The sequence below is a fragment of the Dokdonella sp. genome (assembly GCF_044227025.1).
GTDB lineage: Bacteria > Pseudomonadota > Gammaproteobacteria > Xanthomonadales > Rhodanobacteraceae > Dokdonella_A.
On sequence record NZ_JBGAFX010000001.1, the window covers coordinates 890,371 to 904,287 of the forward strand.

Annotated in this window: 16 protein-coding genes; 9 read left to right on the plus strand and 7 right to left on the minus strand. The window is 68.3% G+C overall.

All coding sequences use genetic code 11. The annotated features are described in order from the left end of the window. Positions 1-79: 79 nt before the first annotated feature. Complete coding sequence (locus tag ACILRJ_RS03930; protein ID WP_395680592.1) at positions 80-1,339, minus strand: 6-phosphofructokinase; 1,260 nt, start codon at positions 1,337-1,339, stop codon at positions 80-82. A gap of 150 nt (positions 1,340-1,489) precedes the next feature. Here ACILRJ_RS03930 and ACILRJ_RS03935 point away from each other — a divergent pair, with 150 nt between their 5' ends. The 5 genes from ACILRJ_RS03935 (at position 1,490) to ACILRJ_RS03955 (ending at position 5,460) form a co-directional block, all read left to right on the plus strand. After that, on the plus strand, positions 1,490-2,068 hold the full coding sequence (locus ACILRJ_RS03935) for an adenylate kinase (protein ID WP_395680594.1): 579 nt from the start codon (positions 1,490-1,492) through the stop codon (positions 2,066-2,068). A 46-nt stretch (positions 2,069-2,114) separates the two neighbouring features. After that, positions 2,115-2,678: a hypothetical protein gene (locus ACILRJ_RS03940; protein ID WP_395680596.1), complete on the plus strand. Its 564-nt coding sequence runs from the start codon at positions 2,115-2,117 to the stop codon at positions 2,676-2,678. 43 nt (positions 2,679-2,721) lie between these two features. Next, the gene (gene mpl / locus ACILRJ_RS03945) at positions 2,722-4,203 is read left to right on the plus strand and encodes a UDP-N-acetylmuramate:L-alanyl-gamma-D-glutamyl-meso-diaminopimelate ligase (protein ID WP_395680598.1); all 1,482 of its coding nucleotides are present in this window, start codon (positions 2,722-2,724) and stop codon (positions 4,201-4,203) included. 9 nt (positions 4,204-4,212) lie between these two features. Continuing rightward, positions 4,213-4,803 (plus strand): LON peptidase substrate-binding domain-containing protein, encoded by a 591-nt coding sequence (locus ACILRJ_RS03950; RefSeq protein ID WP_395680600.1) that lies wholly within the window; start codon positions 4,213-4,215, stop codon positions 4,801-4,803. A 234-nt stretch (positions 4,804-5,037) separates the two neighbouring features. Next, entirely contained in the window at positions 5,038-5,460 is a 423-nt protein-coding gene (locus ACILRJ_RS03955) for a VOC family protein (protein WP_395680602.1), read from the plus strand. Between the two features lie 21 nt (positions 5,461-5,481). Here ACILRJ_RS03955 and ACILRJ_RS03960 read toward each other — a convergent pair whose 3' ends face one another. The 4 genes from ACILRJ_RS03960 to thiE form a co-directional block, all read right to left on the minus strand. Continuing rightward, a complete protein-coding gene (locus ACILRJ_RS03960; protein WP_395680604.1) occupies positions 5,482-6,123 on the minus strand; it encodes a helix-turn-helix transcriptional regulator in 642 nt (213 codons plus the stop codon). Next, a complete protein-coding gene (locus ACILRJ_RS03965) occupies positions 6,120-6,770 on the minus strand; it encodes a hypothetical protein (protein WP_395680606.1) in 651 nt (216 codons plus the stop codon). The genes ACILRJ_RS03960 and ACILRJ_RS03965 overlap by 4 nt, the downstream gene beginning before the upstream one ends. 104 nt (positions 6,771-6,874) lie before the next feature. Beyond that, positions 6,875-8,164 carry a glutamate-1-semialdehyde 2,1-aminomutase gene (gene hemL / locus ACILRJ_RS03970; RefSeq protein ID WP_395680608.1) on the minus strand — a complete coding sequence of 430 codons (1,290 nt, stop codon included), beginning with the start codon at positions 8,162-8,164 and terminating at the stop codon, positions 6,875-6,877. A gap of 115 nt (positions 8,165-8,279) precedes the next feature. Beyond that, complete coding sequence (gene thiE / locus ACILRJ_RS03975) at positions 8,280-8,915, minus strand: thiamine phosphate synthase (RefSeq protein WP_395680610.1); 636 nt, start codon at positions 8,913-8,915, stop codon at positions 8,280-8,282. Between the two features lie 81 nt (positions 8,916-8,996). On the opposite strand from thiE, the gene ACILRJ_RS03980 reads away from it, so the two are divergent. Continuing rightward, complete coding sequence (locus tag ACILRJ_RS03980; RefSeq protein WP_395680612.1) at positions 8,997-9,200, plus strand: rubredoxin; 204 nt, start codon at positions 8,997-8,999, stop codon at positions 9,198-9,200. A 352-nt stretch (positions 9,201-9,552) separates the two neighbouring features. Here the strand turns inward: ACILRJ_RS03980 and ACILRJ_RS03985 are convergent, their stop codons facing one another. Further along, positions 9,553-9,987, minus strand: coding sequence for a DUF192 domain-containing protein (locus ACILRJ_RS03985; RefSeq protein WP_395680614.1), 435 nt, complete (start codon positions 9,985-9,987; stop codon positions 9,553-9,555). Between the two features lie 33 nt (positions 9,988-10,020). Then, positions 10,021-10,956 (minus strand): carbohydrate kinase family protein, encoded by a 936-nt coding sequence (locus tag ACILRJ_RS03990; protein ID WP_395680616.1) that lies wholly within the window; start codon positions 10,954-10,956, stop codon positions 10,021-10,023. A gap of 248 nt (positions 10,957-11,204) precedes the next feature. Here ACILRJ_RS03990 and ACILRJ_RS03995 point away from each other — a divergent pair, with 248 nt between their 5' ends. From ACILRJ_RS03995 to mreD, 3 genes are all read left to right on the plus strand, one after another. Next, positions 11,205-12,251, plus strand: a complete 1,047-nt coding sequence (locus ACILRJ_RS03995) for a rod shape-determining protein (RefSeq protein ID WP_395680618.1) — start codon at positions 11,205-11,207, stop codon at positions 12,249-12,251. Positions 12,252-12,392: 141 nt separating this feature from the next. Next, a complete protein-coding gene (gene mreC / locus ACILRJ_RS04000) occupies positions 12,393-13,418 on the plus strand; it encodes a rod shape-determining protein MreC (protein WP_395680620.1) in 1,026 nt (341 codons plus the stop codon). Then, positions 13,415-13,903, plus strand: a complete 489-nt coding sequence (mreD, locus tag ACILRJ_RS04005) for a rod shape-determining protein MreD (protein WP_395680622.1) — start codon at positions 13,415-13,417, stop codon at positions 13,901-13,903. Before mreC ends, mreD begins: the two co-directional genes overlap by 4 nt. The last annotated feature ends 14 nt before the right edge of the window (positions 13,904-13,917 follow it).

Below are 13,917 nucleotides of genomic sequence, written 5' to 3' on the forward strand. Positions count from 1 at the left end.
CCGCCGATGCGGAACCCGCGGGCCGAACCCGTTCGCGGCGACGTTCCCTGGACGCGCCTGCGCGCCTTCGTCGGTCGCTTCAGTCGGCGATGTCGTACTCGGGAAGCTTCTTCTTCACCGCCGCGTTCTTCAGGCGCACGTAGTCGGGCAGGCCGTCGCGCAGGTATTTCGGCGGATCCTCGCCGCGGATCAGCGGTTCGAGGTAACGCCGCGCCGCCGCCGTGATGCCGTAGCCATCGCGCGTGATGTAGTTCTTCGGCAGCTTCTTCTCGTGGTTGGCGACCTTCGAAAGCGGCGCCGGCTCGATCTTCCAGCGATACGGCGCGTTCGAGGTGCGCACGATCACCGGCATGACCGCGTTCCTGCCGGCGAGCGCGTACTGCACCGCGGCCTTGCCGACCGCCCACGCCTGCTCGGCGTCGGTCTTCGAGGCGAGATGGCGGGCGGATCTTTGCAGGTAGTCCGGCAGTGCCCAGTGGTACTTGTAGCCGAGCTTCTGCTTGACCAGCGCGGCCAGCATTGGCGCGACGCCGCCGAGCTGGGCGTGGCCGAACGCATCGCGCGTACCGGCGTCGGCGAGGAACTTCCCGGCCTTGTTGCGCAGGCCTTCCGAGGCGACCACGGTGCAGTAGCCGACCTTGCGCACGGTCGCGCGCACGCGCAGCAGGAACGCCTCCTCGTCGAACGGGATTTCCGGGAACAGGATCAGGTGCGGCGGCTCGCCCGCCTTGCGCGCGGCGAGGCCGGCGGCGGCGGCGATCCAGCCGGCGTGGCGGCCCATCACCTCGACGATGAATACCTTGGTCGACGACGCGCACATCGACTCGACATCGAGGCTCGCCTCGGCCACCGACACCGCGGTGTACTTCGCGACCGAGCCGAAGCCGGGGCAGCAGTCGGTGACGGCGAGGTCGTTGTCGACCGTCTTCGGCACGCCGATGACATTGACCGGATAGCCGAGCTCGCGCCCGATCTGCGAAATCTTCAGGGCGGTGTCGGCCGAATCGTTGCCACCGTTGTAGAGGAACCAGCGGATGTCGTGCGCCTTCAGCACCGCGATCAGGCGTTCGTACTCGGCGCGGCTCTGCTCGATCGATTTGAGCTTGTAGCGGCACGAGCCGAACGCGCCGCCCGGCGTGTGGCGCAGCGCCTTGATCGCGGCGGCGCTCTCCTGCGAGGTGTCGATCAGTTCCTCGCGCAGTGCGCCGATGATGCCGTTGCGCGCGGCGAGCACCGGCACCTTGCGGCTGCGAGCAGTGTCGATGACCGCGGCGGCGGTCGCGTTGATGACGGCGGTGACGCCGCCCGATTGCGCATACAGCAGCTTGCCCTGGATCATTCTCGCTCCTTCCCTCGTTTTTCGGCGCGGTTTGACACTATTCTGGCCAGCCGCTAGCGTTGCCATCATTGTGGGGTAGCGCGCGCGGGCGTGGCCATCCCGTCCCGCTTTTCCTGCGAATCAAGCGCCTGGCGGCGCGATCGGAGCATCATGCGACTCGTTCTACTCGGCGCGCCCGGTTCGGGCAAGGGCACCCAGGCCGAGCTGCTCAAGGCGGAACTCGGCGTGCCGCACATTTCCACCGGCGACCTGCTGCGCGCGGCGGTCAAGGCGGGCACCCCGCTCGGCCTCAGGGCCAAGGCCGTGATGGAGGCGGGCCAGCTCGTTTCCGACGAGATCGTACTCGGCATGCTGGAGGAGCGTCTGGCGCAGCCGGACGCCGCCGCCGGTTTCATCCTCGACGGCTATCCGCGCAATGTCGCGCAGTGCGAAGCGCTCGAAGGCCTTCTCGCGCGCATCGGCCAGCCGCTCGAAGTCGCCATCAAGCTCGACGTTCCGACCGAACTCATCGTCGATCGCATCGCCGGGCGCGCTGCGAAGGAAGGGCGCAAGGACGACACGCCGGAAACCGTGCGCGAACGCCTGCGCGTCTACACCGAGCAGACCGAGCCGGTCGCCGGTCATTTCGCCGCGATCGGCAAGTTGACCAACGTCGACGGCGTCGGTGAGCTCGCCGAGGTATCGCGGCGCATCCTCGCGGCGCTGCCGCGTTCGGGTGCGCCTGCCTGAACCCGCGTTGCCCGGCCGCCGCTGCGCCGGGCCTCCGATCCGTGCGATGAGCATCCTGCCGCGACCTTTCCCCGACGCGTTCACGCGGCATGTGTTCGCGCTGTGCCGCCTGCGCGGCGATCCGCAGGACACGGTGTATTCGCGGCCGCTGCTGGTCGTGCTGCTGCTGGCGACCTTCGCGCTCGACGCGCTCGGCGGCGCCCTGCTCGGCGACGTCGCGGATGCGTTGGCGCATTCGCTGCTCGCGAGCGCGGTCGTCCTCGGCCTGTGCGCGGTCGCACTCGCCCTGCGCGGACTGCTCAACCGCTACGTGCAGACCGCGACGTCGCTGCTCGCGACCGGCATCGTCGTCTCGCTCGTGCAATTGCCTATCCTCGGCCTGCTCGGCTCGTTGGTCGACGGGGCAACGCTTTCTTCCGCTGACATGGCGTGGAACCTGCTTCAGATATTGCTGCGCTGGGCGGGACTGGCCACACTGGTATGGCAGGTGCTCGTGTACGCGCATGTCGTCCGCCATGCGATGGACAGCGGCTTCGGCTTCGCGCTCGTGCTGGTGGTGACGTGGTTCGTCGCCAACTGGGCGCTCGCCAGCGTGCTGCTCGGCGGCTGAGCATGCTGCCATCGCGCCTACCGACCTGACCGGAGTCACGAGCTTGAAGCTGCACATCCTCGGCATCTGCGGCACCTTCATGGGCGGCATCGCCGCGCTCGCGCGCGAACTCGGCCATGAGGTGGAAGGTTCCGACGCGAACGTGTATCCGCCGATGTCGACCCAGCTCGAACAGCTCGGCATCGTGCTGAAGTCGGGCTATCGCGCCGAACACCTGCAGCCGGCACCCGACCTCGTCGTGGTCGGCAACGCGCTGTCGCGCGGCAATCCCGCGATCGAGCACGTGCTCGATGCGCGCCTGCGCTACATCTCGGGTCCGCAGTGGCTCGGCGAGACCCTGCTCGCGGACCGGCGCGTGCTCGCGGTCGCCGGCACGCATGGCAAGACCACGACGACTTCGATGCTCGCGTGGATCCTCGACTGCGCCGGGCGGGATCCCGGGTTCCTCGTCGGCGGCGTGCCGGCGAATTTCGGAGTGTCGGCGCGGTCGGGGGAAAACGGAAACGACCGCGTTGCGATTCCCCTCACCCCAGCATCGGCATCCGCCGATGGTCCTCCCCTCTCCCGCGCAGCGGGAGAGGGACGATCGATGCGGTCTGCGCCCGCTGATTTCGTCTTGGAAGCCGACGAATACGACACCGCGTTCTTCGACAAGCGCTCGAAGTTCGTGCACTACCGGCCGAGCATCGCGATCCTCAACAACCTCGAGTACGACCACGCCGACATCTTTCCCGACGTCGCCGCGATCCAGCGCCAGTTCCACCACCTCGTGCGCACGGTCCCCGGCAACGGCCGGTTGATCGTCAACGCGGAGGACGCGCGCCTCGCCGAAGTGCTCGGACAAGGGTGTTGGACGCCGGTCGAGACATTCGGCATCGAAGCCGGCGACTGGCGCGCGCGCCTGACCGCGGCGGATGGCTCATCGTTCGTCGTCGCGCACGCGGGGCGCGAACTCGGCGAGGCGCGCTGGAACCTGAGCGGCCGCCACAACGTCATGAACGCGCTCGCGGCGATCGCCGCCGCGCATGCGGCCGGCGTCGCGCCGAGCGCCGCGATCGCCGCGCTGGCGACGTTCCGCAACGTCGCACGACGCATGGAACTGGTCGGCGAGCACGCCGGCATCCGCGTCTACGACGATTTCGCGCACCATCCGACCGCGATCGCAACCACGCTCGCGGGTTTGCGCGCGAAAGTCGGCACCGCGCGCATCCTGGTCGGCATGGAACCGCGCTCCAATTCGATGCGCATGGGCGCGCACGCGGACGAACTCGCTCCTTCGCTCGCCGATGCGGACGCGGTGGTGTTCCTCCAGCGCGCCGAGCTGCCGTGGGACGCGTCCCGCGTCGTCGGTGCGCTAAACGGTCGTGGCCGCACCGCAGCGAGCGTCGACGCGCTCGTCGCCGAATTGCTCGCGCAGGCGCGCGTGGGCGACCATGTCGTATTCATGTCGAACGGCGGCTTCGAGAACGCGCCGCGACGTTTCGCGACCGGCCTCGCCGCGAGAACGGAACGGGGAAAGGAATAGACTAGCTCCGTGCCGCTCGCCGACATACCGCTGTTCCCGCTGTCCGCCGTGCTGTTCCCCGGCGGGCCGCTCAACCTGCGCATCTTCGAACGCCGCTATATCGATCTCGTGCGCGACTGCTCGCGCAGCGACAGCGGCTTCGGCGTGTGCCTGATCCTCGAAGGTCGCGAAGTCGGCGAGCCGGCGGTGCCGGCGGCGATCGGCACGCTCGCGCGCATCACCGACTTCTGCACCCTGCCGGATGGCCTGCTCGGCATCAGTGCCGAAGGTGGCGAGCGTTTCCAGGTCGCGACCACGCGCGTGCGCAGCGACGGCCTCATGCACGGCGAAGTGCGCTTCTGGCCGGACGAGCCGAACGTGGCTATACCTGCGGAACACTGCCTGCTCGCGATGATCCTCGAACGACTGGTCGCGCAGATCGGTGGCGCACTGGCGAAGGTCGAACGCGCGCGCTTCGACGATGCGAGCTGGGTCGGCTTCCGTCTTGCCGAATTGCTGCCGCTGGCGCAACCCGAGAAGCAGCACCTGCTGCAGATGACCGACCCGCTGCAGCGCCTCGCTCAGCTGCAGCACTACGTGCCGCGCTTCCAGCGGGCATGAGCATGGCGGGAGCGCCTGGCGGCGCGATGCTATTGAGGGCCGAGGACGGCGCGGCGGCACGCGCTGCGCGCGTACCGCCCTACAGTATCGCGGACGAAGCCAGATGTTCTTGCTTTTGCTTCTGCGCGCAGGAGCGCGCTCGCAGGGATGCGAGTGGAAAGCGCATGGACGCGGGCCGGTCGTCGCGAAAAATGCATCCCCGGACGAACAAACCAACAGGACCAAGGAATCACGATGAGATACCTGCACACGATGATCCGCGTACGCGATCTCGATGCGACGCTGCGTTTCTTCTGCGAAGGACTCGGCTTGCGCGAGACGCGGCGGATGGAGAATGCGGCGGGGAAGTTCACCCTCGTCTTCCTCGCTGCCGACGAAACGCCCGATGCGGAGATCGAGCTGACCTACAACTGGGGCTCGGACGAGGACTACGGCTCGGCGCGCAACTTCGGCCATCTCGCGTTCCGCGTCGACGACATCTACGCGACCTGCGCGCACCTCGTGGCGATGGGCGTGACGATCAACCGCCCGCCGCGCGACGGTCACATGGCGTTCGTGCGTTCACCGGACCTGATCTCGATCGAACTGTTGCAGAAGGGGGCGCACCTCGCGCCGATGGAGCCGTGGGCGTCGATGCCGAACAGCGGGGTCTGGTGACGCCGTCGCCACCCGTACGACTCAACGCGGGCCGAGGCGGAAGCGGCAGGCGTGGCCGCCACGCACGAGGCATTCCAAATGCTGCACCGGGCGGCCGGTCGCGGCCTCCATGAACGCAAGGTCGAAGCGGCACACGTCCGGATGCGCCTTGGCGAGTGCATGGAACACGCAGTTGTAGGCCTCGACCTGGGTCTCGCCGTCGCGCTTGACCGCGAGCGCCTCGTAGCCGAGCGCGTCGAGTTGCTCGGCGAGGGCGCCGACGACTTCCTCCTCGGGCACCGCCGCGATGCGCTCGGCTGCCGCCGCGCCGAGCGCGCGACCCATGTCGGCAAGCATCGCCTGCACGCCGGGCTTGCCGGCCTGCGCGTACAGCTGCTCGATCAGGCCTCCCGCGATGAGGCCGTAGTTGCGCGGGAACAGCTCGCGCCCGCTCGCCGTCAGCACGTAGCGCGCCTGCGGCCGGCCACCGGTGAGGCGCGCCTCGCCGCGTTCGGCGAAACCGCCCGCGATCAGCGCGGTCAGGTGTTGCCTGACCGCGTTGTGGGTGACGCCCAGCGATTCGCACAGCGCCTCGACCGTCGCGCCCTGCGGTGCCAGCAGCAGGCGCCGCAGCAGTTTCTGCTGGGTCGTGCCGAGTTGGCGCAGGGCAGACGGTCGCTTCATGTCGCCTTCTGCGGGAACTGCTTCGCAATCGCGCCGGACAGCGCATCGGCGAGGGTGTCCATGTGCGCGCGCATCGCCGCCCAGGTGGTCGCCTCGGCCTGCATGTCGCCCTGCATGATCTCGCCGATCTGCGCCGAGTGATGACCGACATGGGTGGTGAGCAATCCGCGCACCGCGTCCTCGGGCAGGTTCGGATTCGCGCCGGACAGGAATCTCGAGATCTCGCTGCCGTTCGCGACGAGATCGTTCATCGCCTTGTCGCGCGCGGCGTTGTCGCCCGCATGCACGGCGTCGGTCATTGCCTTCACGCCACCCCAGTGGCCGGCGAGCAGGGTCAGCATCTGCTTGCCGGCGTCGGCGCCGTAGAAACCGCCGACTGCGTCGGCGATCTGCTTCGCATCCGCGACCACGTCGTCGGCGGCCTTCTTCGACGCCTTCGCGTCGTTCGCCTTCACCGCAAGTGCGTACGCGCGCGTCGCTTCGACGTGACCTTGCCACAGCGAACGCATCGCCGCGTGCAGCTTCGGTGCGGACGGAACTGCCGCGGGCGCATCGGCGCGCGCAGGTTGCGCGACGAGCGCGAGGCCGGCACTGCCGGCGACCATCAGGGCCAGCGCGAGCGCGCGGGCAACAGCCTTGGATTTCATCGGTTCGACTCCGGAACGCCGCCGGGCGGCGGCTGCGGGCATCCTGCCCGAGCCATTCCGATAGTAAACCCTGGCATGTGCAAAGCGCTTTCCTGTGGGCCGGATCAGCCCGCGGCGGCTTCCGCGAAGGCCGCGCGCGCGGCCGCATGGGTGTCGGCGATGATCTGCTCGCCGTGTGCGATCGAGACGAAACCCGCCTCGAATGCGCTCGGCGCGAGATAGACGCCGCGCTTCAGCATGGCGTGGAAGAAGCGGTTGAACATCGCGACGTCGCAGGCAGTCGCCTGGGCGAATGTGGCGACCTTGGATTCTTCGGTGAAGAACAGGCCGAACATGCCGCAGACGCGGTTGATGCTGAGCGGCACGCCCGCTTCCGCGGCAGCAGACGCGAAGCAGTCGGTGACGAGGCGCGTGCGCCGGTCGAGCTCGGGATAGAACTCCGGCGTCTGGATCAGTTCGAGCATCGCAAGGCCCGCCGCCATCGCGACCGGGTTTCCGCTGAGCGTGCCGGCCTGGTACACCGGTCCGGCCGGTGCGACCTGCTGCATGATGTCGCGACGACCGCCGTACGCGCCCACCGGCATGCCGCCGCCGATGATCTTGCCGAACGTGGTCAGGTCCGGCGTGATGCCGTACAGCGCCTGCGCGCCGCCGAGCGCGACGCGGAAGCCGGTCATCACCTCGTCGAAGATCAGCAGTGCGCCATGCTGCGTGCACAGCTCGCGCAATGCGGCGAGGTAGCCGTCGCGCGGAAGGATGCAGTTCATGTTGCCGGCGATCGGTTCGATGATGAGCGCGGCGATCTCGTCGCCGACGTCGGCGAACAACTGCTTCGCCGCGTCGAGGTCGTTGTAGGGCAGGGTCAGGGTGAGATCGGCGAGCGCCTTCGGCACGCCCGGCGACGTCGGCACGCCGAGGGTCAGCGCACCGGAGCCCGCCTTGACCAGGAACGCGTCGCCGTGACCGTGATAGCAGCCCTCGAACTTGACGATGCGCGAGCGCCCGGTGACGCCGCGCGCAAGGCGGATCGCCGACATCGTCGCCTCGGTGCCCGAGTTGACCATGCGCACGACCTCGACCGACGGCACCAGGCGCGTGATCGTCTCGGCCATCGTGACTTCGGCTGCGCATGGCGTGCCGAAGGAGAGGCCGTCCTGGATCGCGCGCGCGACCGCCTCGCGCACGCTCGGATGGTTGTGGCCGACGACCATCGGGCCCCATGAGCCGACGTAGTCGATGTAGCGCGTACCTTCGACGTCCCACAGGTATGCACCATCGGCGCGCGCGCTGAAGAACGGCTCGCCGCCGACCGACTTGAAGGCACGCACCGGCGAGTTCACGCCGCCGGGGATGCGCGCCTGCGCGCGCTGGAACAGTTCGTGATTGGTGGTCATGGGCAGGTTCCGTTGATCGTCGGCCGCGCGAACGCCGCGATCCAGCGGACGTCCGGCAGGCACTGGGTCCCGGCGTTCGCCGGGACGAAGAGGGAAGCATCGGGCCGGTATTGTGTTACGAAGGCAAGGTCTCGAACAGCGCGGCAAAGCGCCGCGCCGCCGCATGCACGTCGCTGGCGTCGAACAGCGCCGAGATGACCGCGACCGCGTCGGCGCCGGCGTCGATCAGCAACGGTGCATTGGCGTGCGTGATGCCGCCGATTGCCACCACCGGCAGGCCGAGCGTCTTCGCTTGGCTCAGCAGCTGCGGCGTCGCCACGCGTGCGTGCGGCTTGGTCGGCGAGGGAAAGAACGCGCCGAACGCCAGGTAGTCGGCGCCGGCTGCGGCGAATTGCCGCGCGCGTGCGAGCGAGTCGTAGCACGACACGCCGATGATCGCGTCGCGCCCGAGGCGTGCGCGCGCTTCGCCGATCGGTGCGTCGCCCTCGCCCAGATGCACACCGGCGGCGCCGCTCGCGGCGGCGAGGTCCACGTCGTCGTTGACGATCAGTGGCACGCGATGCCGCGCGCACAAGGCCTGCAGCGCCCGTGCTTCGTCGAGACGGCGCGGATGCGCGTCGGTCTTGTCGCGGTATTGCAGGATCGTCGCGCCGCCTGCAAGCGCCGCGGCGCACGCGTCGAGCAGGTCTGTGCGCGGTCCGTTGCTGATCGCGTACAGGCCACGCAGGGGCGGAAACTGGTTTGCGCTCATCGACGATCCGGCGGCGTGCTTTCGCGGGCGCGGGCAAGCTGCGAGAATACAGGGCCTTTCATTGATCCGATGCCGTCCGCGATGTCCGAGTCCGCTGCTGCCGCCCCCGTCGATGCGCCGTTCCGCACCTTCATGTGCGTCGTCTGCGGTTTCCTCTACAGCGAGGCCGAAGGATGGCCGTCCGACGGCATCGCCGCGGGCACGCGCTGGGAAGACGTGCCGGAGACCTGGACCTGCCCCGACTGCGGCGTGACCAAGTCCGATTTCGAGATGGTCGAGATCTAGGGTTTCCTGCAGCTCGCCCTGGATTTGCAGGGTGGGCTCAAGCCCACCGAACAACCGGACCGCGGGTCCGTGCCTGCCCCTGCGCTGCTCCAGCACCGACCTCCCTGCCCGCGTCCGGACATGCGGCGCACTGTTTCTGCCATGCCTGCGACATGCGGGCAGCATCGACGCGTGATGGACTGTGCTCGTCCATCAGGCGGAGGCACCATGCAGGTTTTCGTTCCGATCGAAGATGCCGGCGTCCAGCGCGGCGATGGTCCACTCGTGCCCTATCGCTGCGGGCTCGCCTGCGCGCACGAACTGCGCGGCGAGCTCGTCCTTCGAGACGGCGTGTGGGTCGAGCGCGCCCTGTTCAGCGCTGGATCTGCAGCTCGTCGCCCGGCGCCAGGCCCAGCTTGCGCGCCTGACCCGCGTTGAGCTCGAGCACGTAGCGCGCCGGCGCGCCGCTCGAATACGGCGGGCACGGATCGGCGGTGCACGGCTGCACGTCGTGCTGCACGCTGACCAGGCGGCGGTCGGCGTCGAAGAACAGCATGTCCAGCGCGATCTTCGTGTTCTTCATCCAGAACGCGCGCGGCGCATCGTCCTGGAACACGAACAGCATGCCGTGGTCCGCCGCCATCTCGGTGCGATCCATCAGGCCGTGTTCGCGCGCAGCGTCGTTCTCGGCGATCTCGATCGAGAAGCGCTGGCCCTTGAGTTCCACCGACGGACCGCGCGCGCACGCGGGCAGCGCCGCGACCAGGGCGACCAGCGCGACGGCGCGAAGGCAAGCGGATGCTTTCATCATCGATTCTCCCGTTGGAATCATGTGGCCGCTTCAGCCCAGCGCGTAGCCGAACTGCTGGCGGAACTGGTCGGCGAATTCTGCATAGCTGAAGCGCTGGTTCTGCGTGCCCGGATGTTCGATCTTGAGCGTGCCCATCAGCGAGGCGACGCGGCCCGTGGTCGGCCAGTCCATGCCGCGCATGAGGCCGAAGATGAGGCCGGCGCGGTAGGCGTCACCGCAGCCGGTCGGATCGACGATGCGTCGCTCCTGCGCGGCCGGAATCGTGTGGGTGGTGCCGTCGGCGTGCACGATCGAGCCCTTCGGGCCCTGCGTGACGATGTAGGCCTTCACGCGCTTGGCGATCTCGGCCGCGCTCCAGCCGGTGCGCTGCTGCAGCAGCTGCGACTCGTAGTCGTTGACGATCGCGTAGTCGGCCTGGTCGATCATCGTGCGGAATTCCTCGCCCGAGAACAGCGGCATCGCCTGGCCCGGGTCGAAGATGAAGGGAACGCCCTTCTCGGCGAACTCGCGCGAATGCTGCAACATGCCGTCGCGGCTGTCCGGCGCGACGATGCCGAACGTGACGCCCTCGACGTCGCGCACATGGTGCTCGTGCGAATTGAGCATCGCGCCCGGGTGGAACGCGGTGATCTGGTTGTTGTCGAGGTCGGTGGTGATGAAGCACTGCGGCGTGAACAGGTCGTCGAACACGCTGACGTGGTCGAGGCGGATGCCGCACTGCTGCATGTGCTCGCGGTAGGGACCGAAGTCCTGGCCGACCGCGGCGAACGGGATCGGATCGTCGCCGAGCAACTTGAGGTTGTAGGCGATGTTGCCGGCGCAGCCGCCGAACTCGCGGCGCATGCGCGGCACCAGGAACGAGACGTTCAGGATGTGCACCTGGTCCGGCAGGATGTGTTTCTTGAACTGGTCCTGGAACACCATGATGGTGTCGTAGGCGAGCGAACCGCAGATCAGTGCTGACATCGAAGGTCCCGAGCGGGCGGCGGCGCGAAAAGCGCCGCACAAACCGGTGAAGCTTAACCGGCTGCGGGCGTGACCGGAACGCCCCCGCGCGCCCGGGGCCGGCCCGGGTTGGCGCGGAACGTGACGGAAACCGGCAAAAGCCCGCGTCCGGAAAGGATTTTTTAACCTCGTCGTCCTTGCCCGCGCGGCCCGGTCTGACTACACTCGCGCGCTTTTCCCCGCATTCGCACAAGGCTCGCGCCGCGCTCATGTTCAAAGGTCTCCGCGGACTCTTCTCCAACGATCTCTCGATCGACCTCGGCACTGCCAACACGCTGATCTACGTGCGTGGGCAGGGCATCGTCCTCAACGAACCCTCGGTCGTGGCGATCCGCCAGGACCGCGGCCCGGGCGGCCCGCGCTCGGTCGCGGCCGTCGGCGCCGACGCCAAGCGCATGCTCGGCCGCACCCCCGGCAACATCGTGACGATCCGGCCAATGAAGGACGGCGTCATCGCCGACTTCACGATGACCGAGGAAATGCTCAAGCAGTTCATCAAGAAGGTGCACCGCGCGCGCATGTTCCGGCCAAGCCCGCGCGTGCTGGTGTGCGTACCCTGCGGCTCGACCCAGGTCGAGCGCCGCGCGATCAAGGAATCGGCCGAATCGGCCGGTGCGCGCGACGTCTATCTCATCGAGGAACCGATGGCGGCTGCGATCGGCGCCGGCATCCCGGTGCACGAGGCGCGCGGCTCGATGGTGCTCGACATCGGCGGCGGTACCTCCGAAGTCGCGGTCATTTCGCTGAACGGCATCGTGTATTCGCAATCGGTGCGCATCGGCGGCGACCGCTTCGACGAGGCGATCATCAATTACGTGCGCCGCAACCACGGCACCCTGATCGGCGAATCGACCGCCGAGAAGATCAAGGTCCAGATCGGCTGCGCGTTCCCGCAGTCGGACGTGAAGGAGATCGAAGTCTCCGGGCGCAACCTCGCCGAGGGCGTGCCGCGCATGTTCACGGTCAATTCGAACGAAATCCTCGAAGCGCTGCACGAACCGCTCTCGGGCATCGTCAGCTCGGTGCGCAGCGCGCTCGAGCAGACCCCGCCGGAACTGTGTTCGGACGTCGCCGAGCGCGGCATCGTGCTGACCGGCGGTGGCGCCCTGCTGCGCGACATCGACCGCCTGATCTCCGAGGAAACCGGCCTGCACGTGCACGCCGCGGACGATCCGCTGACCTGCGTCGCGCGTGGCGGCGGTCGTGCACTCGAGCTGATCGACCTGCACGGCAGCGATTTCTTTGCCCCGGAATAGAACGCCGTGATTCGTGATTCGTGATTGGTGATTCGGCACTGGCACGCAGGATCATCGGCCCGCACGAATCGTAGGCGACCGCGTACCGGTCGTCTTCGGGGTCTCTAGCAACCACGAATCACCAATCAACAATCACGGCCGATGCGCACCGACAACGCCACGCTTTTCGCCGAAGGCGCTGTCAGCACCCTGCGGCTGATCGTCTACCTCGCGGTGGCGATCGCGCTGATGGTGCTCGACCACCGCGGCAACTATCTCGAATCGGTGCGCCGCGTCGCCGGCACCGTGGTGGAACCGGTGTATCGCCTCGCCTCGCTGCCGGCGCAGCTTGCGCGCGCGACCCGCACCGCGGTCGTCACGCAGGACCAGCTCGCCAGCGAGAACCGCCAGCTGCGTGAACAGTTGTTGCTGGCGCAGGCGCGCCTCAATCGCCTCGATGCGCTGGTGGCGCAGAACGAACGCCTGAAGAGCCTGCTCGATGCGCAGAAGAACCTCGGCCTGTCGGTGCAGCTGGCGCGCCTGATCAACGTCGACCTCGATCCCTCGCGCCATCGCATCGTGCTCGACGTCGGCGCGAACCAGAACGTGACGGTCGGCCAGCCGGTCATCGATGCGCAGGGCGTGATGGGACAGATCGTCGAAGTGCTGCCAAACAGCTCGATCGCGATGCTGCTCAGCGATGCCACCCACGCGATTCCGGTGGTGGTCGAGCGCACCGGCTTGCGCACGATCGCCTACGGCAGCGGTGACATCGACCGGTTGCAGCTGCCGAACATCCCGATCAGTGCCGACGTCCGCGTCGGCGACAAGCTGTTGACCTCGGGTCTGGGCGGACGTTTCCCGGCCGGTTTTCCGGTCGGCGAGATCCGCAAGGTCAGCCCGGACCGCAGCGGCATGTTCACCGCCGCCGAAGCGCAACCTGCGGCCGCGCTCGACCGCAGCGCCGAAGTGCTGCTCCTGCGCGACCAGCCACAGCCCTACGGACCACCCGCGCCGCGCGAGGAGGTTGGTCCGCCGGTGGAAAACCCGGCGGCTGCAGGCCGTCCACCGCCGTCCCCCTCGCGCATCGCGGGAGAGGGCAGGGCCATCGGCGTAGCCGATGCCGCGATGAGGGCCGGGCCTTCGTCGAGCGATCCGTCACAGCCTCGCGCCGCAGGCCGCCCATGAACCGCGCGCGCATCCAGGGCTGGTTGTTCGCCGGCAGCCTGTTCGTTGCGTTCCTGCTGCAACTGATGCCGTTGCCGCCCGCGCTCGAACCGCTGAAGCCGTACTGGATCGGCTTGGTGCTTGTGTACTGGACGATCGAAGCGCCCGATCGCGTGGGCCTCGGCTTCGCGTTCTGCATCGGTCTGGCCGCCGACGTTTTCGCCGGTGAACTGCTCGGCGAGCAGGCGCTGCGCCTGCTCGTGCTGGTGTTCATCGTGCTGCGCTTCCGCGCGCGATTGCGTTTCTTCCCGGTCTGGCAACAGGCGCTGGCGGTACTCGCGTTGTTGCTAAATGATCGCGTGGTGATGCTGATGGCGCGCGGATTCGCCGGCGATCCGCTGCCGACCGGCGCGTCGTGGCTGGCGCCGCTGGTCGGCATGCTGGCGTGGCCGTTCGTGTTCCTGCTGTTCGACGACCTGCGCGCGCGCCTGCGCGCAGGTGACTGACGCAAGGCTCGGTC

What these genes read in the sequence shown, in the direction of transcription:
- ACILRJ_RS03930 (WP_395680592.1), bottom strand. Translation starts at nt 1,339, where the DNA reads ATGATCCAGGGCAAGCTGCTGTATGCGCAATCGGGCGGCGTCACCGCC.
- ACILRJ_RS03935 (WP_395680594.1), top strand. Translation starts at nt 1,490, where the DNA reads ATGCGACTCGTTCTACTCGGCGCGCCCGGTTCGGGCAAGGGCACCCAG.
- ACILRJ_RS03940 (WP_395680596.1), top strand. Translation starts at nt 2,115, where the DNA reads ATGAGCATCCTGCCGCGACCTTTCCCCGACGCGTTCACGCGGCATGTG.
- ACILRJ_RS03955 (WP_395680602.1), top strand. Translation starts at nt 5,038, where the DNA reads ATGAGATACCTGCACACGATGATCCGCGTACGCGATCTCGATGCGACG.
- ACILRJ_RS03960 (WP_395680604.1), bottom strand. Translation starts at nt 6,123, where the DNA reads ATGAAGCGACCGTCTGCCCTGCGCCAACTCGGCACGACCCAGCAGAAA.
- ACILRJ_RS03965 (WP_395680606.1), bottom strand. Translation starts at nt 6,770, where the DNA reads ATGAAATCCAAGGCTGTTGCCCGCGCGCTCGCGCTGGCCCTGATGGTC.
- hemL (WP_395680608.1), bottom strand. Translation starts at nt 8,164, where the DNA reads ATGACCACCAATCACGAACTGTTCCAGCGCGCGCAGGCGCGCATCCCC.
- thiE (WP_395680610.1), bottom strand. Translation starts at nt 8,915, where the DNA reads ATGAGCGCAAACCAGTTTCCGCCCCTGCGTGGCCTGTACGCGATCAGC.
- ACILRJ_RS03980 (WP_395680612.1), top strand. Translation starts at nt 8,997, where the DNA reads ATGTCCGAGTCCGCTGCTGCCGCCCCCGTCGATGCGCCGTTCCGCACC.
- ACILRJ_RS03985 (WP_395680614.1), bottom strand. Translation starts at nt 9,987, where the DNA reads ATGAAAGCATCCGCTTGCCTTCGCGCCGTCGCGCTGGTCGCCCTGGTC.
- ACILRJ_RS03990 (WP_395680616.1), bottom strand. Translation starts at nt 10,956, where the DNA reads ATGTCAGCACTGATCTGCGGTTCGCTCGCCTACGACACCATCATGGTG.
- ACILRJ_RS03995 (WP_395680618.1), top strand. Translation starts at nt 11,205, where the DNA reads ATGTTCAAAGGTCTCCGCGGACTCTTCTCCAACGATCTCTCGATCGAC.
- mreC (WP_395680620.1), top strand. Translation starts at nt 12,393, where the DNA reads ATGCGCACCGACAACGCCACGCTTTTCGCCGAAGGCGCTGTCAGCACC.
- mreD (WP_395680622.1), top strand. Translation starts at nt 13,415, where the DNA reads ATGAACCGCGCGCGCATCCAGGGCTGGTTGTTCGCCGGCAGCCTGTTC.